The sequence below is a fragment of the Mycobacterium uberis genome, from assembly GCF_003408705.1.
GTDB classification, from domain to species: Bacteria; Actinomycetota; Actinomycetes; order Mycobacteriales; family Mycobacteriaceae; genus Mycobacterium; species Mycobacterium uberis.
Genome location: NZ_QAYL01000025.1, coordinates 92358 through 115366, shown reverse-complemented (window position 1 = coordinate 115366; position 23009 = coordinate 92358). Strand labels below are relative to the sequence as shown.

Here is a 23009-nt window from a genome sequence, read left to right as displayed (position 1 = left end):
ATTTATCTTTCCCGCAAACGGGAGTTATCGCCACCCGGGCCATTTTTGGCCCGTATCGTAGCCGACCTATGCCCGCTCGGGGGAGCCCGATTCGGGTCCAGCCGAATCGGGCGGCACCGACTCACTTGAACCTAGTTGGGGCGGATTGGTGCTGTGTCTCCTCGAAGCACGCAGTTCAGAGCGTTGAGTGAGTAGTTTCTCGGTCTCGGCTTCAGCACCAGGCACTGGTTCTTCGGCACGGCCACGGCCGCCGAAGGCGTCGCGGTCCGCTCGGTCCAAACCGGGTTTGATCAGTGCGCTCTCGGTCCGCAAGCTGAATGAGGCTAACAATCCACCACCGACCAGCGCGATTATGCTGATTGCGGTGAACGTTATCGGCAATAGCCTTGACCAGAGCGCCAGCCGGTCGCGTTCATCGCGGGCCGAGTTGACCTGCGATTCGATGGTCTCTTCGGTGGAGGTGACCTTATAATCAGCCAACGTCACCTCGGGCTTTAGCGCATCGCGAGCAAAGTAATGGTTGGCGTGCTCGGTTTCTTTGACAATGCTACCCGATACTGGATCCACCCAGAACGTGCGTTGCGCAGCGTAGTAACGGGTCATGGTAATCTGCTCCGCTGGATCACCAGGTAAGCCCCACATCGCCGCAGTGGTGGTAACTTTGCTATCTTCAGCGCCGGCGTACAGTGACGGATAGGGTACTGGAGCCACTAGCTTGCCATCGGCATTATAACCGACGTTCTGCGTGAAGCGGTATGTGGTTAAGCCGTTTATATCTTCTTGACTTTGGTAGTTGACGTCAAACACTTTCTGCGCGATCGGATCGAAGTACGGATACGTTTTCTTCTCGGTACGGAAGGGGAACCGGCAGGACAACCCGTCGTGCCGCAGCGGTATGGCGGTCGGCAGATTCTGGTCAGTGAATCCACGTGGTTTCTGGACGGAGCCGCCGGTGTGCGTGTCGTCTGAGACAGCCATCGCCGTTTTGCGGTTGAGAGTGACGGTGTCGACGATTGCCAGCAATAGTCCTGTGTCCTTTTGCTTATCAGTGCGCCGGACCGAGGCGCCGATCTGAAACGTTACCACGTCAGTGTTGGCCGGCGACTCGACGGTGATCTGCTGTTGGGACACTAGCGGCACATTCTGGTTGACGATGATGTGCTCACTAAACAAAGAGCCCGAGTCGATCACGGTTCCGCTGCCGTCACTAACCAAAGTTGCGTCGATATCGAGCGGGACCTTGGTGATCCTGCTGCTGGTGTACGTCGACAGCAGCAATGCAGCAATCAAAAGGGCGGCGCCGAGTCCGATGATCCCGCATGCGGCGAACCGCAACATGACTGCTCGGTTCACGTTGCTGTGCTCCTCCTTACTAGTCCCTGGACTTGTCGGTCGCGACCCGCTCCGACCTGACCAAGCAGCGAGGCAAAACCCGTTTGACCCTAACAGCAGAAGATACGGTCTTTACGTACGAACTTATCGGTGGTTATTTGGGCAATACGGCGCCTATTCGAGGTAGACTCAGTTTGTCGGGTAACGCACTTTAGGCAAACTTTGATCGTGACTGACGGCCAGCAGGTGGGTGGGATCCGCAGTTTTCTACCCGCTCTGGAAGGTATGCGAGCGTGCGCGGCCATCGGTGTGGTCGTTACTCATGTCGCTTTTCAGACGGGGCACTCCAGCGGTATTGTGGGTCGACTTTTAGGTCGCTTCGACCTGGCTGTGGCGGTGTTCTTTGCGCTATCGGGATTCCTGTTGTGGCGCGGACACGCCGCGGCTGCTCGGGAACCGGGGTCCAAGGGTCAGCGTCCACGTACCGGCCACTACCTGCGGTCACGATTGGTACGCATCATGCCAGCCTATCTGGTGGCGGTCGTCGTGATCCTGTCCCTGCTGCCCGATGCCGATCACGCCAGCCTGACCGTATGGCTGGCAAATCTGACGCTTACTCAAATCTACGTTCCGCTCACCTTAACCGCTGGCCTAACCCAGATGTGGAGCCTGTCCGTCGAGGCCAGTTTCTATCTGGTGTTGCCTATTCTGGCGTTGTTGGTCCGTCGTATCTCGGTCCGTGCTCGGGTGCCGGTGATCGCCGCCGTGGCGGTGATCAGTTGGACCTGGGGCTGGGTGCCGGTGCACACTGGATCGGGCGTCAATCCGCTGACTTGGCCGCCGGCGTTTTTCTCTTGGTTTGCGGTGGGCATGTTGCTGGCGGAGTGGGCGTATAGCCGCATCGGCTTGCCACACCGGTTGGCGCGCCACCGCGTGGCGATGGCCGTCGTGACTATATTGGCCTATCTTGTGGCAGCTTCCCCATTAGCTGGGCCGGAGGGGCTGGTTTTGGGCACTGCCAGGCAATTCACAGTGAAGACGGCGATGGGCTCCCTGGTGGCGTTCGCGTTGGTGGCGCCGTTGGTTCTGGACCGGCCCGAGACGCCGCACCGTGTACTGGGCAGTATCGGTATGGTGACGTTGGGTCGCTGGTCATACGGCCTGTTCGTGTGGCACTTGGCCGCGCTGGCCATGGTGTTCCCGGTGATCGGAACGTTCCCGTTTACCGGCCGGATGCCCATGGTGTTGGTGCTAACATTGATCTTCGGTTTCGCAATCGCCGCCGTCAGCTACTCGTTGGTCGAGTCGCCTTGTCGGGAAATGCTGCGTCGCTGGGAGCACAGGAACAATCCGGCCGAAACACCTCAGCTGATAGCTGCTGAAGCGAACGCAATCACGCTATGATCGTCCGGGTGCACCCATGCTACCTCAAGCTCGCCGGGAGCGAGTACAATATGCCTCTGAAGTCTGTGAGCTGATCGGAGGGAACCGGCTCATTCATAGGCACCCGGGCGTTCGAGAATGCGGCGCGGATTGTCGATCAACATGGTGTGTAGCTGTTCGTCGGTTACACTGCGATCTTTCAGTGCGGGGTTCACGTCATTATGGATGTGCCGGTAATGCCAATTGGGTGCGACCACCGGGTGCCGCGCCTTCGGCAGCGCGTCGAAAGAGTAATTGGCGTCGTGGGACAACATCATCTTGTCTGCGTGCCTACGCTCGCACATCTGCGCCACAATGTTCACTCGATCCTCGAACGGCGAGATCACATCGAGGTTGAATCGGTCCATCTTGATGTAGGAGCCGTTGTTGGTGAGTTCCTCGAGGTGGCCAATATCGGTGTTGTAACCGGAACAGCCGATGATCACGCGGCTCAGACGACGTCTTCTTCAGTAAAAATTGTGTTGTTGCTCGAGTTTGTGCTGTAGCTTGCCTGCGTGTGGGTGTGTGGCGATTGACGCCCTGGTATGTTCGTGTTCCTGGGTGACCGCACGCAGCACCTGGCGTGACATCGGGCTAATTAGTGGCGCATTTGAGGGTCGCCGGCCTTGAGGCCAGTGTCAGTTATACTCTGCTCGATGTTACGGACGAACGTGATGGTCATGATTTCTGGACTGTCCAATGGCACGCCCGGGTCCAAGAAGTGGAAGTCCACGTAGTGGAAATAGAACGGTACCTCCGTTAATTTAGGTGTATAAACCGATCGCCACAACAATGCTGAGTTCAGTGGCCGCCGCGACGTAGATGATGCGTGGGATGTTAGAGAACCAGCCTGATCACGATAAGGTGGACGATGATATCCACATTGCGGGCCTTGAGGTCACTCAGCCAGGCAACGGCGTCAGCCACTCGCTCCTTTTCGTTGCCTTAGGCTTCCGGATAATTCTGTGCGATCTCAGTGGTCATGATGAACACGTGCTCGCGCATGAGCGTGACGCTCAGGTCGGCGGTGCTTATTGGACCCCTAGTCGTATTTTGTTTTTAACACGTAACCGATGCTAGACCCGGCGGGTGATATTTGGGTTTGGTTGGTGTCGCTACTGGCTAATTTGCTGGCCGGGTTTTTCGCCTGACGCGCGACGGTAGCACCGTCTACACATCGTTCTTGTCCGAACCACTGCCCGGGAGTCTCGAAAGATATCGTCATGTTGCTCAATCTCAACAGCTTGGAACGTCAGCACCCAGACCGTCGCTCGGGGGAGATCATGGCCGCGACGGTGGACTTTTTCCAGTACCGGGGAAAACTCGGTTGAAGTTCGACGCGCGCGAGCGCGTATGGCGTTCTAGTCTTCTGGGTTTCATAGGGAGGGCTCTCTGCCTCTCTATTGACATCGGCCAAAGAGGGCGGTTCGGATTGCCGCTGGGATACCTGCCGGATTAGCGAGTTCGCCGAGATTATGGGCTTTTATAGGACTGCACTACTGGTACTCCATTTCAGGTGATTGCTCTCGGTCTGGGCCCGATGTGAATGAGCGCCGACGAGGACGCCAAGCGCTAGTCCGCCGCTCAGCTACAAGTTGGTGAGGTGTTAGCCTTCGGTCTGTCGGAGCAGACACACGGTACCGATGTCTACCAGACCGACATGATCTTGCAACCGAGTCAAGGTGGACAGGCTGGCTAGATTGCTAATGACAAGAAGTACTACGTCGGCAACGCCAACGTCGCCCTGGTGATTTTCATCTTCGATTGGATTGCCGGGACTGACAAATATTTTTCTTTGTTGCCGACTTCCAGCATGAGCGGTATCACCTGATCAAGAATGTGGTGAAAGCGTAGAGCTATGTCGCCAATTGATTACGGGCTGTATGATTACCTGGTCACCGAAGCCGATATAGTGCACCACGGCCCAGGAGCCTTCCATGCCGCCTTCAACACGGTCAACGTCTGCGAATACAACTTGGGATGAAGGCGCTGTCGACATGTACATGCACGCTATGTACGAAGCCGTCGCCCACACGTCCAGCCGCCGCCTGTACGGGACTGTCGTCACTGACTTCACTCACATGTGGAAGCTGCTCGCCGACACCTATGTGAGGCTGGTGGTCAAGAAGCTGGTCGCCTACCCGAGTCTGCGACTACCATGTGCAGTGCCTCAGTGAAGGACCTTTGTTATCTATTTTACAGCCCGCTTACCAATATTTCGCAGACAAACACGATCTTTATGCGTTCGTCGCCGACATTGCCAGTTAGCGTGTGCGTTCTTATGTCGAAAATTTCATTCGCGAGTGGGACCTCAGTAGGCCGTTCTTCGAATTTCTCACCAGTCTGTTCGACACCGGGGTTGCCTACTTTGCCAATTCACTTACACGAACGTGCACTTCATGCTGTGGTGGCGTTAGAGGTCAACACCGGTTCCCGGGTCAGTAGTTGCGGACCGTGATCACCACCACTGCTGCTATCTGGACTTGCTGCGGCCATTAGTGCATGACACCGTAGCGCAAAGTGCGCTGCATACCCAGTGAGACACCGACGTGCTTTGTCGCTGCTGTTGATAATCTTTCCGCATCAGACTTTGGCCCTATGCCTGTGCGGTTTGGATCCCATACTCGGGCTGGATGAGTTGGATATCGAACAGCAGGAACTGGCCGTGCGCCGAGTCGTCGCAGTGCTGGTGGTGATCTTCGTTGTTTTATCGAAACCTGCAGCAAAACAACAGATCCTGACAGAATTCTAGGAGGTCAACACCGTGATACGCACATGTATGGGGTCGTCCGTTACATGTGGTCTCAACTGGGAAGGTTTGCGGTTGAAGCTGTTTGCCGGTGACAACGCGAAATTTTGGAACCCAGCCGATATAGACTTACTCCCGTAATAGCCAGTATTGACAGTCGCTGTCAAACCGTAAACCCGACTATGCTGTCTGACTCTGCGTTGAGTTCATTGCCGGCGAAGAAACTGTTACTAAGGACATCTAGCCGTTCATGAGCGCGATGCACACCGAAGGACGGTTAGGCGACGAGATGTACCTGAACCAGTTCGCGTATAAGGAAGCCCAAACACACGCAGATAGTACGCTTGTGATTGGATGCCGTTTGGTATTGTGTCTATCGAAGAAAGTTTTGCGCTCTACAGTTACGACATCCCGTTCGGCCTGTCGGTTGACGAGTTCATCGTAGTACTCCAGCGACACAGGGATGTGACGGTTTGGGACCATCAGCAGCGTTCGCAGACGGCCGCTGGAGGAAATCAACGTCAACTATTCGTAGTTGCAGCTGGAGGACACCTTCGCAGTTGAAGACGAGCGGATTCCGGCAGTTCTGTAATCAACAACGCCGGTCCTCTTATAGCGTGCACATGGGATGGGTTAGTACACGAATGTGGGCCGGGTTTCGCGGTGAGTTAACGTGAGTGGCTGCAACCCGACGAGTCAAACGAGGCTTCCCAACGTTAGTTAATTGGAAGAGTGAATGATGATCTCGTTGAGTACGTCGGAGGGTTACACCGAAGGTCCCCATGGACATACTTGGTTACGCATCACTGACGAGCTTGAAGTAGGCTGTAGTGCGGAGACAAGCACCGGGGGTCGTTCTCCACGGCGTTCCGGGCGTGTCACACGACTACCTGCTGCGGCTCGTTCGGCTGTCCGACCGCGCATTCGCAGTTATCTACTACGATCAGATTGGGTTAGAGCGATCAACCTACCTCCTGAATACCGGTCCAGAATTCTGGAAGGTCGAACTTTTTCCTCGACGAGTCGACTTGCGTATCTACTGATCTCGGGATCGCCGATGAATGCTATCTGTTGAGTTAGTTCCTAGGGATGTATGCTTGCCGCCGAGTACACCGTAGGCTCGTCTTACGGACTTTGGGGAATGATTTTTGCTAATACATTTGCGTCGATGTTGTTATGGGTGGACGACATCAACCAGTTGCGGTACGAACTTCCACCTGTCGTGCGAAAAATATTGAGCATGCACAAGAGTAACAGCACAATAGATTCCGCGTAGTAGCTCAGCGCCCAACAGATATTTTACGACCACCATGTATGCCGAGTGATTCCCAACTCGTCAGAGTCGATTACTAGTTTTGGCTTAGCACAAGACAATTAAGTATTTTACCACGCTATGGCGATGCTCAATGAATTTTATATCATTGGGCTCATTGAAATCGTGTTTGATAGTCAATCGGATCCCCGATTACCATGTCCACTCCGGTCGTCGATGGGTGCTACGACGAGACGACCGACCTGTGCGCCGCTCCTTTTTTCAGCGGATTTCGCGGGTCCAGTACACAAAATTCGAGCATTCCAGCTACACGCCATATCTCGAGGAACAGGAACTGTTCCTCGACGTTGTCAATGCGTTTCTCGAATCATGCGACAACCGAGGGTAAACTGATGGGCGGTTAGGTCACGTTATGCAATCCAGACCGTCTTGGTGTTACAGAACTCGCGGATCCCATGAGCCGACAGTTCTCGGCCGTAACCTGACCGTTTGGCACCGCCGAACGGCAATTCGGGGTAAGATGCCGTCATCCCATTGATGAAGGCTTGACCGGCTACGACGTCGTCGATGAAGCGCCGCTGCTCGGTTACGTCCTGTGTCCAGGCGTTGAAACCCAATCCGAATTTCGTGGCGTTGGCGATCTCGATGGCTTCGTCGATATCGACAGCACGGTATACCGAGGCGACAGGACCGAAGATCTCTTCGGTATAAAGCGCCATGTCCTTGGTGATGTCGGTAACCACGGTCGGCGGGTAGAACCACCCCGCCTGGTCAGGACGCTTACCACCGCAACGGATCACCGCACCTGCCGTGGCGGCGGCGTTGACTTGCTGTTCGACTTCGGCGCGGACCGACTCGGTGGCCAACGGACCGATGTCAGTGTCTGGGTCGGTTGGGTCACCCACCCGCAGCATCTCCATCCGCGCGACGAACTTGTCGACGAACTGATCGTAAATGTCGGCGTGGGCGATGAATCGTTTGGCGGCGATGCAGGATTGACCGTTGTTCTGTACCCGGCTGATGACAGCGGTGGCAACAGCCGAATCTACATCAGCCGAAGACATCACGATGAAAGGATCGCTGCCGCCGAGCTCTAGCACGGTGGGCTTAATCTCGTCACCTGCGATAGCGCCAACCGACTGGCCGGCCGGTTCGCTACCAGTAAGGGTGGCCGCCGCAACCCGGGGATCGCGTAGGACGGCTTCGACACTACTGGCCGAGACGAGTAGCGTTTGGAAACAACCCTCCGGGAAGCCGCCACGAGCAATGACGTCAGCGAGGTACAACGCGCACTGCGGCACGTTTGACGCGTGCTTGAGGAGGCCGACATTTCCGGCCATCAGCGCCGGTGCAGCGAAACGAATAGTCTGCCACAGCGGAAAATTCCACGGCATCACGGCCAGCACCACCCCGAGCGGCTGGTAGCGGGCGAATGCCTGGGATGCGCCTACAGCGGCGGCGTCGATCGGTTCATCGGCGAGCATAGCTTCTGCGTTCTTGGCATAGTAACGAAAACCCTTGGCGCACTTCATTACCTCGACTTTAGCTGACACCAGCGTCTTACCCATTTCAAGGGTCATCATGGCGGCGGCTTGATCGACTTCAGCTTCGAGCAGTTTGGCGGTAGCGTTGGCCCACTGGGTGCGCTGAGCGAAGGTGGTGTGACGGTAGTCGTCGAACCGCGCGTAGCCGCGAGCAATCGCAGCCTCGACTTCATCCGGGGTGGTTGGGGTAAAGGTCTTTACCGTCTCTCCGGTAGCCGGGTTGATAGTGGCGATCGACACGCTGACCTCTCCTTCATCGAGGGTTGGCTGATGAAACGTCTGAATCCAGCCTGCCATTATCGTGGACCTGGGGAGGTGTCGGATGAGCATGGTCGCACAACTGATGGTCAAGTGCTTGGAAAGCGAACGTTTCTCGGTCATTTTTAGGATTCCTGGTGCGGAGAACATACGCTTCGTGCAGGCATTGGCGGTGTCACACATTCGCATGTGCTCACCCGGCACGAGCAAGCGTCGACATTCATGGCGGAGATGTATAGGCCGGTAACCGGTCGTGCAGCCGTGGTTTTTTGCTACTGCGGGGCCAGGCACGATAAACATGCAGCTCGGTGTCGCTGACGCCACCATCAACAGCACACCGATGGTCGCGATTTTGACGCAGGTCGGCCGAGACTACCAGTTCGAGGAGTCGCACCAGTATGTCGACCCGGTGTCGGGTTTGCTCTGATCACTTGCCGAACTACCGGTGTACCCGCCGCACACGCGCCCTACCGGAGATGTTTCGTAAAGCATTCAAGCTTGCCGAGACCGAATGCTCGGCGGCGTTTTATCTGGCCGTGCCCGAACATCCAGATACTGACGTTGTGTACTAACACGGATTGAAACTGTTGCTGTGCAACGTCTTCTGCGCCGGTACACTGTTATTCAGCCATGTCGATGTACTGTGCATGATGTGGTGACCGGTCGCGCTGTACGGGCAGGCGCCGCTAACGCCGACGCGACCGCGGCGCTGGTGCGGTTCTCCGACGAACTCGGCATTAGTGTGGCTAACATCTTCCACGGCAAGAGGGTCATGCCCGGTGACCACTCCGACAGTTTAGGGACCATAGGGGTCATGCGGAATGACTACGTAAGTTTTGGATTCGACAACACCGACGTCATCATCGCGGTCGGATACAAGCTGCAGGAATTTGACCTCGTCTGGATCAATCCGCGGGGCTACAAGAAGATCATCTAACTGCATTGTTTCCCGGCCGAGGTCGACGTGCACTATTCGGTGAGTGTCGGGACCATCGGCGACATCACTTCCTCTCTCTACGCATTCACGGTCGAGCTAACGAGACAGCGTTTCAACGACGACACGGTGCTGAGATCCGGTCTGATAGCTGGGGAATTCGCTTGGGGAAAACATGATTCGAGGTTACCGTTGGCTCCGCAGCGAGTGATAACCGTTATTGATGCGGCAATGGTATGCAGCGAAGTTGTACCGCTGGACATCGGCGTCAACAAGATGTGAATGGCGTGGTTGTATCCGATACATTAGAAAAAATCTCTCTTATTTAAAACATATTGTCCAACAGATACCTTTATTTTCCAAGTCAACAAGATGTGAATGGCGTGGTTGTATCCGATACATTAGAAAAAATCTCTCTTATTTAAAACATATTGTCCAACAGATACCTTTATTTTCCAAGTGCACTTTTGGTTAATCTAGCCAAATCAGAATCAAAGGTGTTTGCAGTTATTGGTAACGGTGCGTTCATGATGAATTCGCAGAATATTAAGACTGTCTTTCGGGAACGTATACCGCTGGTAGTGTTGATCTGGGAGGATGGTGGATATGGCCTGATTGAGTTAGAAGATGGATCTTGAATTCGATGCACAGCATTATGTACGGTTTGGCAATCCCAACACTGTGGCCTACGCGGAAATCTATTAATAGCGCAGACTAATTGCTACCCATGCTGAAGGCTGCACTCGACGATGACGGTGTATCACTATATCTGTTGTCTAGTCGGCTACTCGGAAAATTTGTGACTGACCGAACGACTGGACGAGCTCAACGAAACGTTGTGATTCCATCCTATTGCTTGGACGTGACTATTCTGCAACGTCATCGGCCAGAGGTGCGGACCCAACAACGTGCGATGCCACTGTGCCTGATTGTTTCGCAGTTCCGCTATGCTGGTAAATCGATACTTGTAAAGCTGTGCGCGTACATACCTAGGGTGGTAATACCGGAAAGGTTTCGTGTTACGCTAGAATAGATACACCACTGTCTGAGCGTTCTTGCAGCAGTCGCTGCAAGAACGGCTTCAGCCATGTCTGCGCGTAGCCGGTGGGACGGTATCGAACTCCATCAGGCGACCCAGTCGTAGATGTGTAGTGCACCCGTTGACGGAGCAGCCGACGCACTGCTCTGTGGTTTATCTTGGAACTCGTATTCCTTCCGGACTTGTCTGCTTTCCGATAGCTGTCTTTTCGGGTGTCTTCGACCACCACTTCCCGACAGATGCGGTCAATACTGCCGAAAACCCCGTAGGTGTTCACTAGGTGAAATAAGTTGAACAACATGTTCATTCTTCGACAAGATGACCCTATGTTGTGCGCCGGCTAGTAGCTTAAGGATAGAACCACGACGATGAAGATGGTGAACGACGATGGCGGTGCCAGCAGCAACAGTTACTTAGGCAACTAGGTTGCAGACCATCGGTGGAGATAAGATTGGTAGATCGCGCTGCATGCTAGGGTGATTGCCAGCCAATTGAGCCAGGCTAAGTTGCTCGATACCACCAGCCACAGCTGGATGATGACGGTAATTGCTGCGATCACGCCGGCAACCGACTATGGTGTGAACAACCCAAATGGCACGATGAGCTCTTAGCAAAATGTTTACCCGCCGACTCGATTCGTTGTAGTGGCTTGGGTAGATTATGTAACAACAGCTGGACGGCCTCGGTATTGGCTATGTGTTATTGTAGCGGAATAAGTAGGTTGTGTTGCGCCAGCAGGTATTGCCGTGCATCTTGATCCGTTCGGTATTGAATTCGAAGCAGAACAGTAGTAGTCGCGCCATCCATAACGTCAGCACCGGGGCGTGACGTGGGCGTTGCCAGGGAAGATCACCAGAAACTCGACCGCTAGCAGTAACTGTTCCCAGCTAAACCGGTAGCGTACTTGACCGAAGTTGACGATTGACAGGTAGAGGACTTAAAGTGCCGGCCCCAGCGGCGCTAAGTTGGCTGCTCCTATTACGATCGCTGCTGGAAGCGCTGTACTAAAACAGCAGACAGAGGCGAGCAGCCTAGTGTAGTAGCGGACCTGAAAGATACTTGGTGATCTCCAGAAGGACCGCCCAGCCAGAAATCGCGGCACTAGCGGAATTCTGTGCTCCTCCGATTAGCGCCTGAAACTGCGTCGCGGCCGCCACGAATGCGACAAGGTAGATGGCGGCCACATCACGCTCGAGCACCGATTCGCCCAGCCAATATTCGAGTGCCGAAAACTATACCCCCTGACCCCAACTCCTCGGACGGAGATCATAGATCCAATTAACTAGCCCGCAAATCGGGAGTTAACATTACAAGGCGAGTGCCGCTACCACTAGCCTCAAGAAATTAAGAACATTATGAATATGAAGTAGATCCGCGTGATCGGAAATGGTACTGTCCACATTTATGTCAAGAAGTGTGTGCGTTGTAGCTGGTTCGTTGATCGTCCAGACATGAGCTTGGCAGTGCCAGTGTGCATCGTTGCACCAGTGCCGGTGCAACGATAGGCACACCCCAAGGTTGTGCAGGCAATTGTAAACAGTGACTGTTGTGCAACATCCACTTGATAACTGCCCGGATGTGGGTTGTTTGTGCCATCATGAACGCCAGGAGCGTGCCTGTACCTGCTGCGTTAGCAACCCGTCTGGACAGCAGATGCACCGCGCTCCGTCGACAACGATCGGAGAACGAACCAATCTAGTACCTGATTGTATGTTACCCATCCGCTCAATGATATCGACAGTCGGATTGATGGTCGAGGAAGCTTTGATATCGATGTTGACCCACACTATCTGGGAATGCGGCAAGGAATTTTTCCAAAGCCGCGATCGTCTACTCGGCAACTAAATCTGCTTTGCAGATATCTCACCAAGACAACTGTTTGACTACGCTTGGTACTCCCGTCGCCGACCCAAATCTGGGATCATGCAGAATCTACAGCTATCCTGTTATAGGCGGCACGAGAATATCTGTCTCAATGTAACGAATCCCACCTCTGCCGCCTCGTAGAACATGCCCATGTTATTCATCGGCAAGCTTAAAAGAAATAAACTCCCTGTATATCATAGCAATCCGCTCAGTGATATGCGAATATTGCAGGTTATGTGCGTTTCCTCCGCTCATCAAGTAGATTCACCCGTGCGGTCGTGCCTCGGTGACACCACGGACGCGGTCAACGTGGCAAGCGAAACCAATGCCAGTAGTTGCACAATCATGGAATGACCGGCGTAGCCATCGACCGATCGCCATGGCTGTCGGGACAGTGCCGCGCCGGCTAGAATCAGCCCACCCGAGCTCAAGCTAACGGAAAGGCCATCGCGCCACCGCGGTCGGTGACGCAGCGCGTACCGTAGACCGAGGGCGGCACCGACCACAACACCCCCTGCTGCACCAGCGATCACCGCTCCAGCAGCTAGCACTACGATCGTAGCCCAGGCCCCGGGCGTCCATGGTTGAACGGCTGTGTTATCGGCGTGTCCGCTCCGCCTGCGCCATAAGGCAAGCAAAGTCAACAGAGGCAACAATGTCAGCCCCACCGCCAGGCCCGGTCGGTACAGCGAATTGGCGGTGAAGGTCAGCGTGATGGTGCCGAGGTTACCCGCCGGCACCACCCAACCCTGTTGCCACCCGTTTACGGAGATAGGCATCAACCGGACTCCGGTACTGGTGCGCGCCACCCAGCCAGGGTTGATGCTGTCGGGCATGACCAACACTCGGGAGGTGGCCGACGCGGGGGCGCGCACCTCGCGGTGACTGGGACCCCATCTGCCGGTATTCGCGGAAACGGTTTTGGCGCTGGGCAATTTTGTGCCGTCTTGAGTCGAGAGCTGAACCCCGTCCACGATGAACGCAGTGCCAGGGCTGATCAACAACTCTTGCTGACCTGTCGGCAGTGTGATCGGGTCGCGTTCGCAGGGGACTGCGGAGACCGGTTCGCCGTCCAGCAGTGCTGCCGCCGTGGTCCGGATCGAGGTGTGTACGAACCGGCCTGCGACCGCTATGACTGGTCCGTGGTCGCAGTCGACGGTGATCTCACGGATGCGGTTGCGGCTGGCATCGGCGGGCGCGATCGGTTTGCCGCTGGTCCCGAGCACCGTGACCTCGGCCAGTCCCGGCGGTTTGAGCTGATCGAAACCCAGGGCGTTGCGGTCGATGACGTCACGCCAGTCGAGCAGGCTGATCGTGATGGTGCCGGTGATCCAGGGTTTCAGCGAGAGTGTCTGTGGTTCACCGGGCCGTAATTCTCGAACTTGTGGGCCGTTGCCTAGGTTGACCTCCACCATCGTCGGGTGTGCGGGCAGTGTCGACCGGCTGGGTGCTAGCCGCAGCCCGGCGACCTCGGTGGGCTGCGGTAAGACGACGGTGAGTGTCGGCGGGGTCTTGTGCTCTACCACCCGTTGCGGTGCCGTCCACGATGTGGCCGGATCACCGTCGGTGGCCGCATAGGCCGAGCCAAGGATGTCGACCGTGTCGGCGTCACCGTAGGCTCGGGTGGTGTTCGGCGCGGCGATCAGATCTGCCAGCCGGGGCCCCTGCCGGGACCGCACCCACAGGGTTGGTGTCACTGAGATCGGGTTGGGAACGGTGAGCGTGCGGCTGAAGTTGACGGGTTCTTCTGGTGCTAGCGTCATCGACGCCGCGCAGCGGACGTTGTCAGGTGCTGGGGCACAGCCCGGTCTGCCGAGCAATTCCGATCCCAGATCCCACCTCGCGATCGCCCACCCCGGCGGCGGCCCGGGTACTAGCGCGGTATGCCGCAGATTGACTGGGTGGGCGAATCCGGACGAGTCATACTGGGTGATTGTCAAGTTGGTGATGCCAAACTGTACCCCGGAGGACCCATCGTCGGTGGCGGCCGCGGTGATCCGCACCCACGGGGTTTCGCCATAGGGTAGCGCCGCGGTGAGCGGCTTGCCGGCCTCGTCGAACGCACACGTGGTCGTGCCGTTGACGGTCTCAATCTGGATGCGGCGAACTTGGGCTCCGACGGCAGTCGCGCTGGGGGTGATGGTAATGACGGCGTTGGTTACTGGGTGGTCGAAATCTACTTGCAGCCATTGCCCGACGGCGGGCTGCAGTGCGTTGGATACCCACGAGGTCGCCGGGTCGCCGTCGACCGCGGCAGCCGGTGAGGTTGCCGGAGCTACATCGGGCATCGCTGTGGCATCCGATGACGAGCTTGACGCGGTGACTCGGCCACCGCTCCAACCGCCGAATACCATCTCTGCACCTGGAACTGGATAGTCGGGCATTCGGTTAAAGGTATGCCGGGCTTCGTCAGCTGTGCGGATAGCCGACGAATGCTGGTCTACTCGGCCATAGTCGGTCTCACGTGCTACCGGAGTATCGGTGATGATGACCCCAGCCCAGCTGGGTAGTGGTAAACTGGCGATCTGGGCATCTGCAGTCATCAGCGCCGGACCTAACGCTGGCTGGCCCAGGAGTCGGCGCCGCTCGTCAAGACGCAGCAACACTTCGGGTCCGCCGTCAATGCGGGGGAGCTGGTCAGCGTCAGCGAAGTAGGGTTTGCCGAGGTTGTCCGCATCGCCAACGGTTACCCGATAGATCTCCACCGCAGGGTAGTGGGGGCGCAGTCCACTGTCGGAAACGAAGCCTGCGAGCATGCCGGTGCCCACCGGTGCACCGAACTGTGCTACTTTTTCCAGCCGCGGCGACCTCGTAATGGCCCGGTGTACCAGGATCGGGCGCGCTGAACGCGACGTGTCAGGATCCAGATCGTTGCGCAATACCACATAGGAAATGCCTTGGCGGGCAAGAGTATCAGCTAGGCTAATCGACGGTCGCCCGGCGGCGAACAGTCGCTGCACCGAATCCAGCGCCCGGATAGTCTGCGGCGGAGTCAGCGGGATAGAGTCCCGTACTCCCCACGGGCTACTGCCGAGCACTTGCAGTGGCTCGTCGTGGCTGGTGCCCCACACCTGAGTGGCGAATGGCGCGCCCGGGACCACCAACACGCGTCCAGGTGTCGGTGTTCCGGTGTTGTGCTCGCTCAGCCAGTCGGTGGCGTCATGCCAGTACGGAGGTATCGCGCTGAACGTGCCTGACGGAGTGAGCCGACCCGTCCACGCTAATGAGGTACTGACCACCAGCGCGGTCAACACCACAACTGTCGCGGCAACCCGTTTGTCGCGCTCAGGGTGGGCGAAGGCGTTGAGCCACACTACCACCGGTGCACTGCCCGGCAGCGGGATCCGGCCCAGCAACTCGGCGATGCCCAGTGTCAACGGGATTCGGATCACCGATTCCAGCTTATGCACGTTGCGCAGCGGTGCGCCGCCGGCGTCTAAGAACACCTGCACCGCCTGCGCTAAAGGCGAGCCTAGCCCACCGCTGTAACCAGCGGCCATCAACACCACCCCGACTACCAGTATCGTCACCAGTCGTCCTCGGGCCGGCATCGTGGGGCTGGCCAGCCCGGCCAACCCGGCCGCCGCGACCAGGCAGGTACCCAAGATGGCCACCGACCCGGTGACCAATGGCGCGCCTGCGGTGGCGTTTGGTGCTACGAAAGGTGTCCAGCTGTCCGTGCCGCGCAGTATCTCGACGAGCGACGACCATTGCGTTGTCACGCGGGAGGATTCGATGAAGTCCAAGAACGGTGGACTGACGCCGTGCAGCAGCCCTAGAGCCACCATCCACCACAGCGTTGCCAAACACAGAGCCACCAGCCACCATGCAGTATACCGCCACCACAAGCGGTTCGGTCGGTGACAGGCCCACCAGATCACCGCCGGTAGACAACCTGCCAGCGTCGCAATCGCGTTGACCGCACCCATCAACGCGACTGCCAGTCCCGCCTGTGCGGCGCGTGTCCGCACCGGCTTGTCCGAAGTTCCTCGTAGCACCAGGATCGTGGGCAGTAACACCCAAGGCGCCAACATCATCGGCAGGGTTTCTGATGAGATAGATCCCAGTGTGGTCAGCACTCGCGGTGATAGCACAAACGCTGCCGCGCCAATAGCGCGTGATGTCGGACTGCCGATTCCCAATGTCTCGGCGACTCGTAGCAGCCCCCAGAAACCGGCTGTGAGTAGTAGTGCCCACCACAGACGCTGGGTTATCCATCCGGGCGACCCCAATAGCTGGCCGATGATAAAGAAGGCGCCGTGCGGAAACAGGTAGCCGTAGGCCTGATTCTGTACCTGACCAAACGGCAGATCGCTGTTCCATAGGTTGGTTGCGCGAGCCAAAAAACGTAGCGGGTCGGTGGTGAGGTCCAGTTTGGTGTCGGGGGAGATCTGTCCCGGGGATTGCGCGAACGTCAACGCCAACGTTACTGTCCCGACCAACGTCAACCACCAATGCGACACCGGCACCGCCAAGGAGCCCGACGGTGTTTTTGCCGGCCTTGCCTCAGTGGTCGCTGCGGCCGAGCCCGAGCTAGCATGCCCGGCTTTTTCCTGTGCCGCGGTACCCGCCCGCATCGTCGCCGGATTAAGTGCGGTTGCCGTACTCGACCCTGTTGAGAACTGATGACTGCGGATCGCCACCGGGCAGTGGCGGCTTCGTGTCCTGCTGTACCATCAACGTGATCCCGAAGACCGCGGCCGCGCCAAGCAACAGACCAACCACTACGCTCGTGGTGGCCGGCGCAACGATCCGGTTCATCGATCGCTCCTCGGGGTGTGTGGTCGTAGTTAGCGGCAACCTAGCAGAAGTTCGGCCAGTATAAACGTGGTCGTCGCAGCACCTGGTCGGCGGATGTCGAATGAGCGCCGGGTGAGGCGGTGTCCGCATGAACACCCGCCATGACACCATGCTTCGATGGCTTTTGCGCGAACCCTCGTTGTGCTTGTTGCCGTGTCGGCGTTGGTCGCAGCTTGTGGCCATGACACAGCACAGGCTCCCAACTCCTTATCGACCGCAGCTAGCAAGCCGACCGCCGCCCCGCCGCCACTGGCGTGCGGCGGTTCCCCAGCATCCGTGCCGGGGGCCCTAACCATCCGCGACAAGCTAGCCCAGCTGCTAATGGTGGGTGTACGCGATGCGGTCGACGCTAAGGACGTGGTCACCAATCATCACGTCGGTGGCATCATGATCGGCAGCGAGACCGACTTGTCGATGCTGACCAACGGGGCGCCGGCTGACATTGCCCGCAGCGTGGGGCCGCTACCGCTGGCGGTCAGCGTCGACGAAGAAGGCGGCCGGGTGTCTCGGTTGAAGTCACTGATTGGGACGGCGCCGTCTGCCCGGATGCTGGCACAAACCAGCACTGTCGACCAGGTCTACGGGATGGCGCTGGACCGTGGCCGCAAGATGCGCGAGCTGGGCATTACCATCAACTTTGCCCCCGTCGTCGACGTGATCGATGCCCCTGACAACAGCGTGATCGGGGACCGTTCGTTCAGTTCCGACCCGGCCGTCGTTACTTCCTATGCCGGAGCCTATGCGCGGGGCTTGCGCGACGCTGGCCTGCTGCCGGTGCTCAAGCATTTCCCTGGTCATGGGCATGGCTCGGGCGATTCGCACACCGGTGGCGTAACCACGCCGCCGCTGCAGGACCTGCAAACCACCGACCTGGTTCCCTACCGGACGTTGGTATCCGATGCCCCGGTCGGAGTGATGCTCGGTCATCTGCAGGTTCCTGGGTTGACCGGCGACGATCCAGCCAGTCTGAGCTCGGCCGCGGTGCAGTTACTGCGCACCGGTGCCAACTACGAGGCTCCGCCTTTCAACGGCCCAGTCTTTAGCGACGATGTGTCCGGCATGGCCGCGATCTCTGACCGATACGGGGTGGTCGACGCGGTGTTGCGCACCTTGCAAGCCGGCACCGATGTCGCGCTTTGGGTCAACACTGAGGCGGTGCCTGCGGTCTTAGACCGGCTAGAGCAGGCGGTGTCTGTGGGCGAATTAGCGATGCCGGCTGTCGACGCCTCAGTTGTGCGGGTGGCCACTATAAAGGTCCCTGGCCAGGGGTGCGGGCGCTAGCATGGCTTGAGTGTTAGCTGCACCGTTGCTTATTCTGGAGTCGGATAGTCGGGCTAAAGGAGCATGCGATGGCAGATGGTATTCAGCAGATACCATGTGCTCTTCGCGAGTAGCAAATGTTCGAAGTCGTGGTAAAGGTGTTCTCGGTCAACGGCTACCACGAGACCTCAATGGAGGCTCTCCTCGCCGAAGCGCAGATCTTCGAGCCAATCTCCTACACTACGGGTCCAAGGAGTGCTTTTTCGGTGCCTGTCTGAGCCGTGATATGAAACGATTCAATCGCTGTGGCACCCGCTGATATCGACTTCACGCAAAGCTCGAAAGACTTGCTAAGCAGCACAATCACGTTTTATTGATGCCAATTGGGCATTCTGGATCGTGATGTACACATTTAGGCGATGCGTTCTCCAGTGTTCGCCTAGACGGTGCGTGAGGCACACGATCAGAATCAGATCACTGAGCTGGTAGTCGGGCTGATGCGGGCAGGCACTAGCAGACCGCGAACCGACCATGAATAACAAGATGATGGTCGTAGCGTTGGTGAGGCAATGGTCACCTGGCTCACGACCGGCAATATCGACGTCGATAAGGCTTCGAGCTTGATGATCAACATGTTCTGGCACGGACTCAAGGGCGCACCCGCGGATCTCCGCGTTGCCAGCCGACGGGTCAGCTGCCGTGACCTAAGACTTCTGGTTATCGTCGGAGTGCTGACCGGGATCGTCGGTTCGGCGCCAACACTCGTCCTGCGCTTCGTTTAGCACCTGACGTATACCCCCGCCTTGAGTTTGTTTACTCGCCGACGTCACTGCCAGCAGTCCAGTCTGCCGTGCACTGGGACCGCTGATCGGTGGCGCATTAACAACTGTCGGGTGGTGGATCTTGCGACGCAGCACCGAAGTGTCGTCACTCGCGTAAATCATTGCTCGTGGTATCTGGAACCGCGGTTTTCATAGAGCATCGACACCGTGCTGCAAGCGCTGCTGGTTGACTCCGGTGCATCGCTAAGTCGAAGGAGCTCCCCACCCGGGGTCGGGCTCGATGCAGTTTATGCTATTCCGCTGGACGGTGCACTATTCAGCGCGCGGATCCTGCTGTATAGTGAGCAGCTGTGTGCCGCGATGATTACTTCTAGCCGTGTCGTCGCAATCAGTTTCGATCAGCACGGGTTGATTGACCTGTTCTGGACTGGTTCGGTGTGGAGTAGATGTATCTGCTGACCGCGCACGAGCTGGTATGAGTGTTGTTGTCCTTCGCGGTGGGACTGGCATTTAACTCGATTGTGGCAGTGGCGCGGCTAGCCGTCGTGATATGAATCTGACTGCTAGTCTTTGCACTTTTCGACGCAGGGCCGGTTGTGGGCATTCATTTGCATTTGTGGCCCCAATTACTAGATAACGGGCGGAAGATTTCTAACGGTCAGACTGGCTATCGGGGTCGGCGAAACGCTAACTCCGGCGCTGGCCACCGATGCGGTAGCGGGAGCAGGGTTGATATTGTCGATTGACGGTCTTTCCGGGACGCACCTGCACGTGCTGGTGGTCTCGCTGGCCAGTGCTGCCGGGGTATTTGGGGTTACCCAGGGCTCGCCGGTCTTCGTCTGTCCACCGCTCTGGCTATTTCTTGTTTTCTTGCTACCGCTGGTGTTGCGCAAAGACTGAAGGTACTGCTTCGGGATCGCAGTGGTGCTATGCCGAAGTCCGGCCAGTGTGCTGGTTGAGCGTGCTACGCACCTCGCACGGTACCGGTCAGGTGAGGGTACCCCTTGGCGATATTGCGTAGTGTGAGGTTCCAGCTTCCAGCGCCTTCGTCGACGTAGAGCCCTACGGTCGCAGGTAACGCTATCGGCTTGGCGAAACGGACTGAATAGTGCACAGTATCCGGAAGTCGAGCCTCGATGTTAGCTAATATCGCTGCAGCACTGAACATTCCGTGCGCAATGACAGTCGGAAATCCGAATAGCTTGGCGGCGATCCGGTTGGTATGGATTGGGTTGTGGTCACCGCCGACGGTGGCGTAGCGGCGGATCTGGCCGGGGGTGATCCGCAGAACGGCGCTCGGTGGGGGAGGTTTGGGCTGTTTCTGTGGCGGCGGTTTGGGCTCGTCGGACAAGCTGGTGCGTTGCTGGTGTAGGAAGGTGGTCACCTGATGCCACGCAGTGTCGTTACCGACGCTGACGTCGGTAACCAGGTCTGCCAGCAGACCTTTTCGGTGTTCGCGAAGGTTTTCGGTATGCACCCGCACGCCGACGACGTCGGTCACTGCTATTGGCCGGTACTGCGTGATGTGATTCTCAGTATGTACTGATCCAATTGCAGCGAAGGGAAAGTCGAATCCGGTCACCAGCGCCATCATCGCGGGAAAGGTCAACGCGAACGGGTATGTTAGTGGCACATGATTGCCGTAGCGCAGACCGGTAACCGACGCATAGGCCGCCACGTTTGTGTGGTCTATGGATAGATCCTTGACGGTCACCGTTCGGTTGGGCAGCTGGTCTGTCCGGGACAGAAGCGGTAATGCTCCGACAGCCGCGCACAGTATATTTTTCAGGCTGCCTGGCTGGCTCACTAGTGTTCTCCTTGACGGGAAAATGCCTTCTGAACCAACAGAACATTGAGTTTGCACAGGATCCAAGAAGCAAGTTTAGTGATATTATCATATGTGACCCGCTGTTGGGGTGTTGACATTAGGTATACATCATGCGTACTTTGCGTGACCCGCAAGGTACCCGTGCATCTTCATGCAGGATCAAAGAATCCACATGAGATAAATGAATCAGTATGGTGCTGATAGGATTTCAGCGGATAACGCTGCGATATGCTCCTTCGAAAAGCCGCAAGAAACCCGAAAGAGCTGACCTCAACGTGACCCACGTCGTTTCACGGTGTTTTACTAGCCAACACAATCGTTTTCACTGATTGATATCGTTGGATCCTAACCGTTTTCTGTTACCATAGTTTGTTGCACACCGTCCCGATCAAAGGCGAGGCTTCCCTTTCAGCGCCGAGTTGAACGACTCGATAGGGCTACGCGCCGAGTACCGCCTGGCCGCAGACACGGATAATGTTTCCTGTTACGGCGTTTGACGCTGGGTTGGCGAAGTAGGCAATGGTCTCGGCAACATCGACGGGCAGTCCGCCTTGGAACAATGAGTTCAGTCGGCGCCCCACCTCGCGGGTGACCAGCGGGATGGTGGCCGTCATTTGGGTTTCGATGAATCCCGGCGCGACGGCGTTGATCGTGATGCCTTTTTTGGCCAGCCCTGGTGCTAGTGCCTGGGTGAGGCCAATCATCCCGGCTTTGGTGGTGGCGTAGTTCGTCTGCCCGCGATTGCCGGCGATACCGGCAATCGACGACAGGCCGATCACCCGGCCGCCTTCGCCGATACTGCCGTTCCCGACGAGTCCTTCGGTAAGGCGTTGCGGAGCAAGCAGATTGACAGCTAAGACGGCATCCCATCGGGCATTGTCCATGTTGGCCAACAGTCTGTCGCGGGTGATACCAGCGTTGTTGACCAAGACGTCGGCATGCCCGCCGTGATGGTCGCGCAGGTGCTCGGTGATTTTGTCGACGGCATCATCCGTGGTGACGTCCAGCGACAATGCGGTACCACCAACACGGCTGGCGGTTTCAGCTAAGGTCTCGGCCGCGGATTCCATGTCTATCGCGACGATCCGGGCGCCATCCCTGGCGAACACTTCGGCGATGGTAGTGCCAATACCGCGTGCGGCGCCGGTCACGATGGCAACTTTGCCATCCAGCGGCCGATCCCAATCTGCTGGTGGAGTGGAGTCGGCCGCCCCGACATAGAAAACCTGGCCGTCAACGTAGGCCGACTTGGCCGACAGAATGAACCGCATGGTGGACTCCAGGCCCGTAGCGGCCGGTTTGGCATTCGGTGAGAGATACACCAGCGCTGCCGTGACACCGCAGCGCAGCTCCTTGCCTAGCGAGCGGGTAAAGCCCTCCAGCGCGCGCTGCGTGATCCGTTCGTCGGTGTTCGTGGCCGCGTCGGGTGTGGTGCCGATGACCACGACGCGCGCGCAGCGGCCAAGGTTGCGCAGCAGGGGAGTGAAAAAGTCGTGCAATCCTTTAAGTCCAGCGGGCGTCGTAATACCGGTCGCGTCGAAGACAAGCCCGCCGAATGAGTCGGCCCAGCAACCGCCCAGGTTGTTGCTTACCAGGTCGTAGTGCTTCTCTAGCGCCACACGCAACGGCTTGACCACCCTGCCGTCACCGCCGATCAGTAGGGATCCAGATAGCGGTGCATCGCCCGGTCGGTAGCGGCGGAGTGTTTCAGGTTGCGGAATGCCCAGTTGTTTCGCTACAAACGATCCGGGACCGGAGCTGACAATCTGTGAGAACAGATCGGATGAGCGCTTGGGGACCACAGAGCTGCCTTCCGTGTTGGGTGTGCCATATGAGAGGCAACTGTATCGAGGAAAAACAAAATTCATCTTGAAAGTAAGAACATGCGGGTAGTATGACACTTGACAGCTGATTTCCAAATG

The 23009-nt window shown here is 57.4% G+C and carries 11 protein-coding genes and 7 pseudogenes; 10 read left to right on the top strand and 8 right to left on the bottom strand.

Annotation, left to right across the window (positions count from 1 at the left end; genetic code table 11):
• Positions 1 to 66: 66 nt before the first annotated feature.
• On the bottom strand, positions 67 to 1353 hold the full coding sequence (pgfA, locus tag MUBE_RS12785) for a cell envelope lipid trafficking protein PgfA (protein ID WP_165849862.1): 1287 nt from the start codon (positions 1351 to 1353) through the stop codon (positions 67 to 69).
• A 201-nt stretch (positions 1354 to 1554) separates the two neighbouring features.
• On the opposite strand from pgfA, the gene MUBE_RS12780 reads away from it, so the two are divergent.
• Positions 1555 to 2736 carry an acyltransferase family protein gene (locus MUBE_RS12780; protein WP_165849861.1) on the top strand — a complete coding sequence of 394 codons (1182 nt, stop codon included), beginning with the start codon at positions 1555 to 1557 and terminating at the stop codon, positions 2734 to 2736.
• 89 nt (positions 2737 to 2825) lie between these two features.
• Here MUBE_RS12780 and MUBE_RS16425 read toward each other — a convergent pair.
• A pseudogene (locus tag MUBE_RS16425) lies at positions 2826 to 3759 on the bottom strand (phosphotriesterase family protein).
• Between the two features lie 218 nt (positions 3760 to 3977).
• On the opposite strand from MUBE_RS16425, the pseudogene MUBE_RS19555 reads away from it, so the two are divergent.
• The 4 genes and pseudogenes from MUBE_RS19555 to MUBE_RS15240 all read left to right on the top strand — a co-directional run.
• Positions 3978 to 4981 (top strand): annotated as a pseudogene (locus MUBE_RS19555) (acyl-CoA dehydrogenase); the annotation flags it as partial.
• Positions 4963 to 5506 (top strand): annotated as a pseudogene (locus tag MUBE_RS18440) (TetR/AcrR family transcriptional regulator); the annotation flags it as partial. The pseudogenes MUBE_RS19555 and MUBE_RS18440, both read left to right, overlap by 19 nt.
• A 12-nt stretch (positions 5507 to 5518) precedes the next feature.
• Positions 5519 to 5850 (top strand): annotated as a pseudogene (locus MUBE_RS20745) (ferritin family protein); the annotation flags it as partial.
• Between the two features lie 483 nt (positions 5851 to 6333).
• Entirely contained in the window at positions 6334 to 6546 is a 213-nt protein-coding gene (locus MUBE_RS15240; RefSeq protein ID WP_133297119.1) for an alpha/beta hydrolase family protein, read from the top strand.
• A 640-nt stretch (positions 6547 to 7186) separates the two neighbouring features.
• Here the strand turns inward: MUBE_RS15240 and MUBE_RS12745 are convergent.
• Complete coding sequence (locus MUBE_RS12745) at positions 7187 to 8560, bottom strand: NADP-dependent succinic semialdehyde dehydrogenase (protein ID WP_116540819.1); 1374 nt, start codon at positions 8558 to 8560, stop codon at positions 7187 to 7189.
• An 82-nt stretch (positions 8561 to 8642) separates the two neighbouring features.
• On the opposite strand from MUBE_RS12745, the pseudogene MUBE_RS20520 reads away from it, so the two are divergent.
• A pseudogene (locus tag MUBE_RS20520) lies at positions 8643 to 10315 on the top strand (thiamine pyrophosphate-binding protein).
• Positions 10316 to 10383: 68 nt separating this feature from the next.
• Here the strand turns inward: MUBE_RS20520 and MUBE_RS20515 are convergent.
• The 3 genes and pseudogenes from MUBE_RS20515 to MUBE_RS12705 all read right to left on the bottom strand — a co-directional run.
• Positions 10384 to 11762, bottom strand: a pseudogene (locus MUBE_RS20515) (lipase maturation factor family protein); the annotation flags it as partial.
• Between the two features lie 909 nt (positions 11763 to 12671).
• Positions 12672 to 16880: an alpha-(1->3)-arabinofuranosyltransferase gene (locus tag MUBE_RS12710; protein WP_243633052.1), complete on the bottom strand. Its 4209-nt coding sequence runs from the start codon at positions 16878 to 16880 to the stop codon at positions 12672 to 12674.
• A gap of 124 nt (positions 16881 to 17004) precedes the next feature.
• On the bottom strand, positions 17005 to 17178 hold the full coding sequence (locus MUBE_RS12705) for a DUF2613 domain-containing protein (RefSeq protein WP_116540800.1): 174 nt from the start codon (positions 17176 to 17178) through the stop codon (positions 17005 to 17007).
• Positions 17179 to 17334: 156 nt separating this feature from the next.
• Here MUBE_RS12705 and MUBE_RS12700 point away from each other — a divergent pair, with 156 nt between their 5' ends.
• From MUBE_RS12700 to MUBE_RS18415, 4 genes and pseudogenes are all read left to right on the top strand, one after another.
• Positions 17335 to 18498, top strand: a complete 1164-nt coding sequence (locus tag MUBE_RS12700; protein ID WP_116540799.1) for a glycoside hydrolase family 3 N-terminal domain-containing protein — start codon at positions 17335 to 17337, stop codon at positions 18496 to 18498.
• Between the two features lie 116 nt (positions 18499 to 18614).
• Positions 18615 to 19145, top strand: a pseudogene (locus MUBE_RS16065) (TetR/AcrR family transcriptional regulator); the annotation flags it as partial.
• Positions 19146 to 19466: 321 nt separating this feature from the next.
• Positions 19467 to 19718 carry a hypothetical protein gene (locus MUBE_RS18420; RefSeq protein ID WP_165849847.1) on the top strand — a complete coding sequence of 84 codons (252 nt, stop codon included), beginning with the start codon at positions 19467 to 19469 and terminating at the stop codon, positions 19716 to 19718.
• 270 nt (positions 19719 to 19988) lie between these two features.
• Positions 19989 to 20159, top strand: a complete 171-nt coding sequence (locus tag MUBE_RS18415; protein ID WP_165849846.1) for a hypothetical protein — start codon at positions 19989 to 19991, stop codon at positions 20157 to 20159.
• Positions 20160 to 20223: 64 nt separating this feature from the next.
• On the opposite strand, the gene MUBE_RS12690 is transcribed toward MUBE_RS18415, so the two are convergent.
• Positions 20224 to 21066, bottom strand: a complete 843-nt coding sequence (locus tag MUBE_RS12690) for a MaoC/PaaZ C-terminal domain-containing protein (RefSeq protein WP_116540798.1) — start codon at positions 21064 to 21066, stop codon at positions 20224 to 20226.
• Positions 21067 to 21524: 458 nt separating this feature from the next.
• Positions 21525 to 22889: a 3-oxoacyl-ACP reductase gene (locus MUBE_RS12685; protein WP_116540797.1), complete on the bottom strand. Its 1365-nt coding sequence runs from the start codon at positions 22887 to 22889 to the stop codon at positions 21525 to 21527.
• Positions 22890 to 23009 lie beyond the last annotated feature (120 nt).

Coding starts and splice junctions, on each gene's coding strand:
- MUBE_RS12705 (WP_116540800.1), bottom strand. CDS start 17,178: ATGAACCGGATCGTTGCGCCGGCCACCACGAGCGTAGTGGTTGGTCTG.
- MUBE_RS12700 (WP_116540799.1), top strand. CDS start 17,335: ATGGCTTTTGCGCGAACCCTCGTTGTGCTTGTTGCCGTGTCGGCGTTG.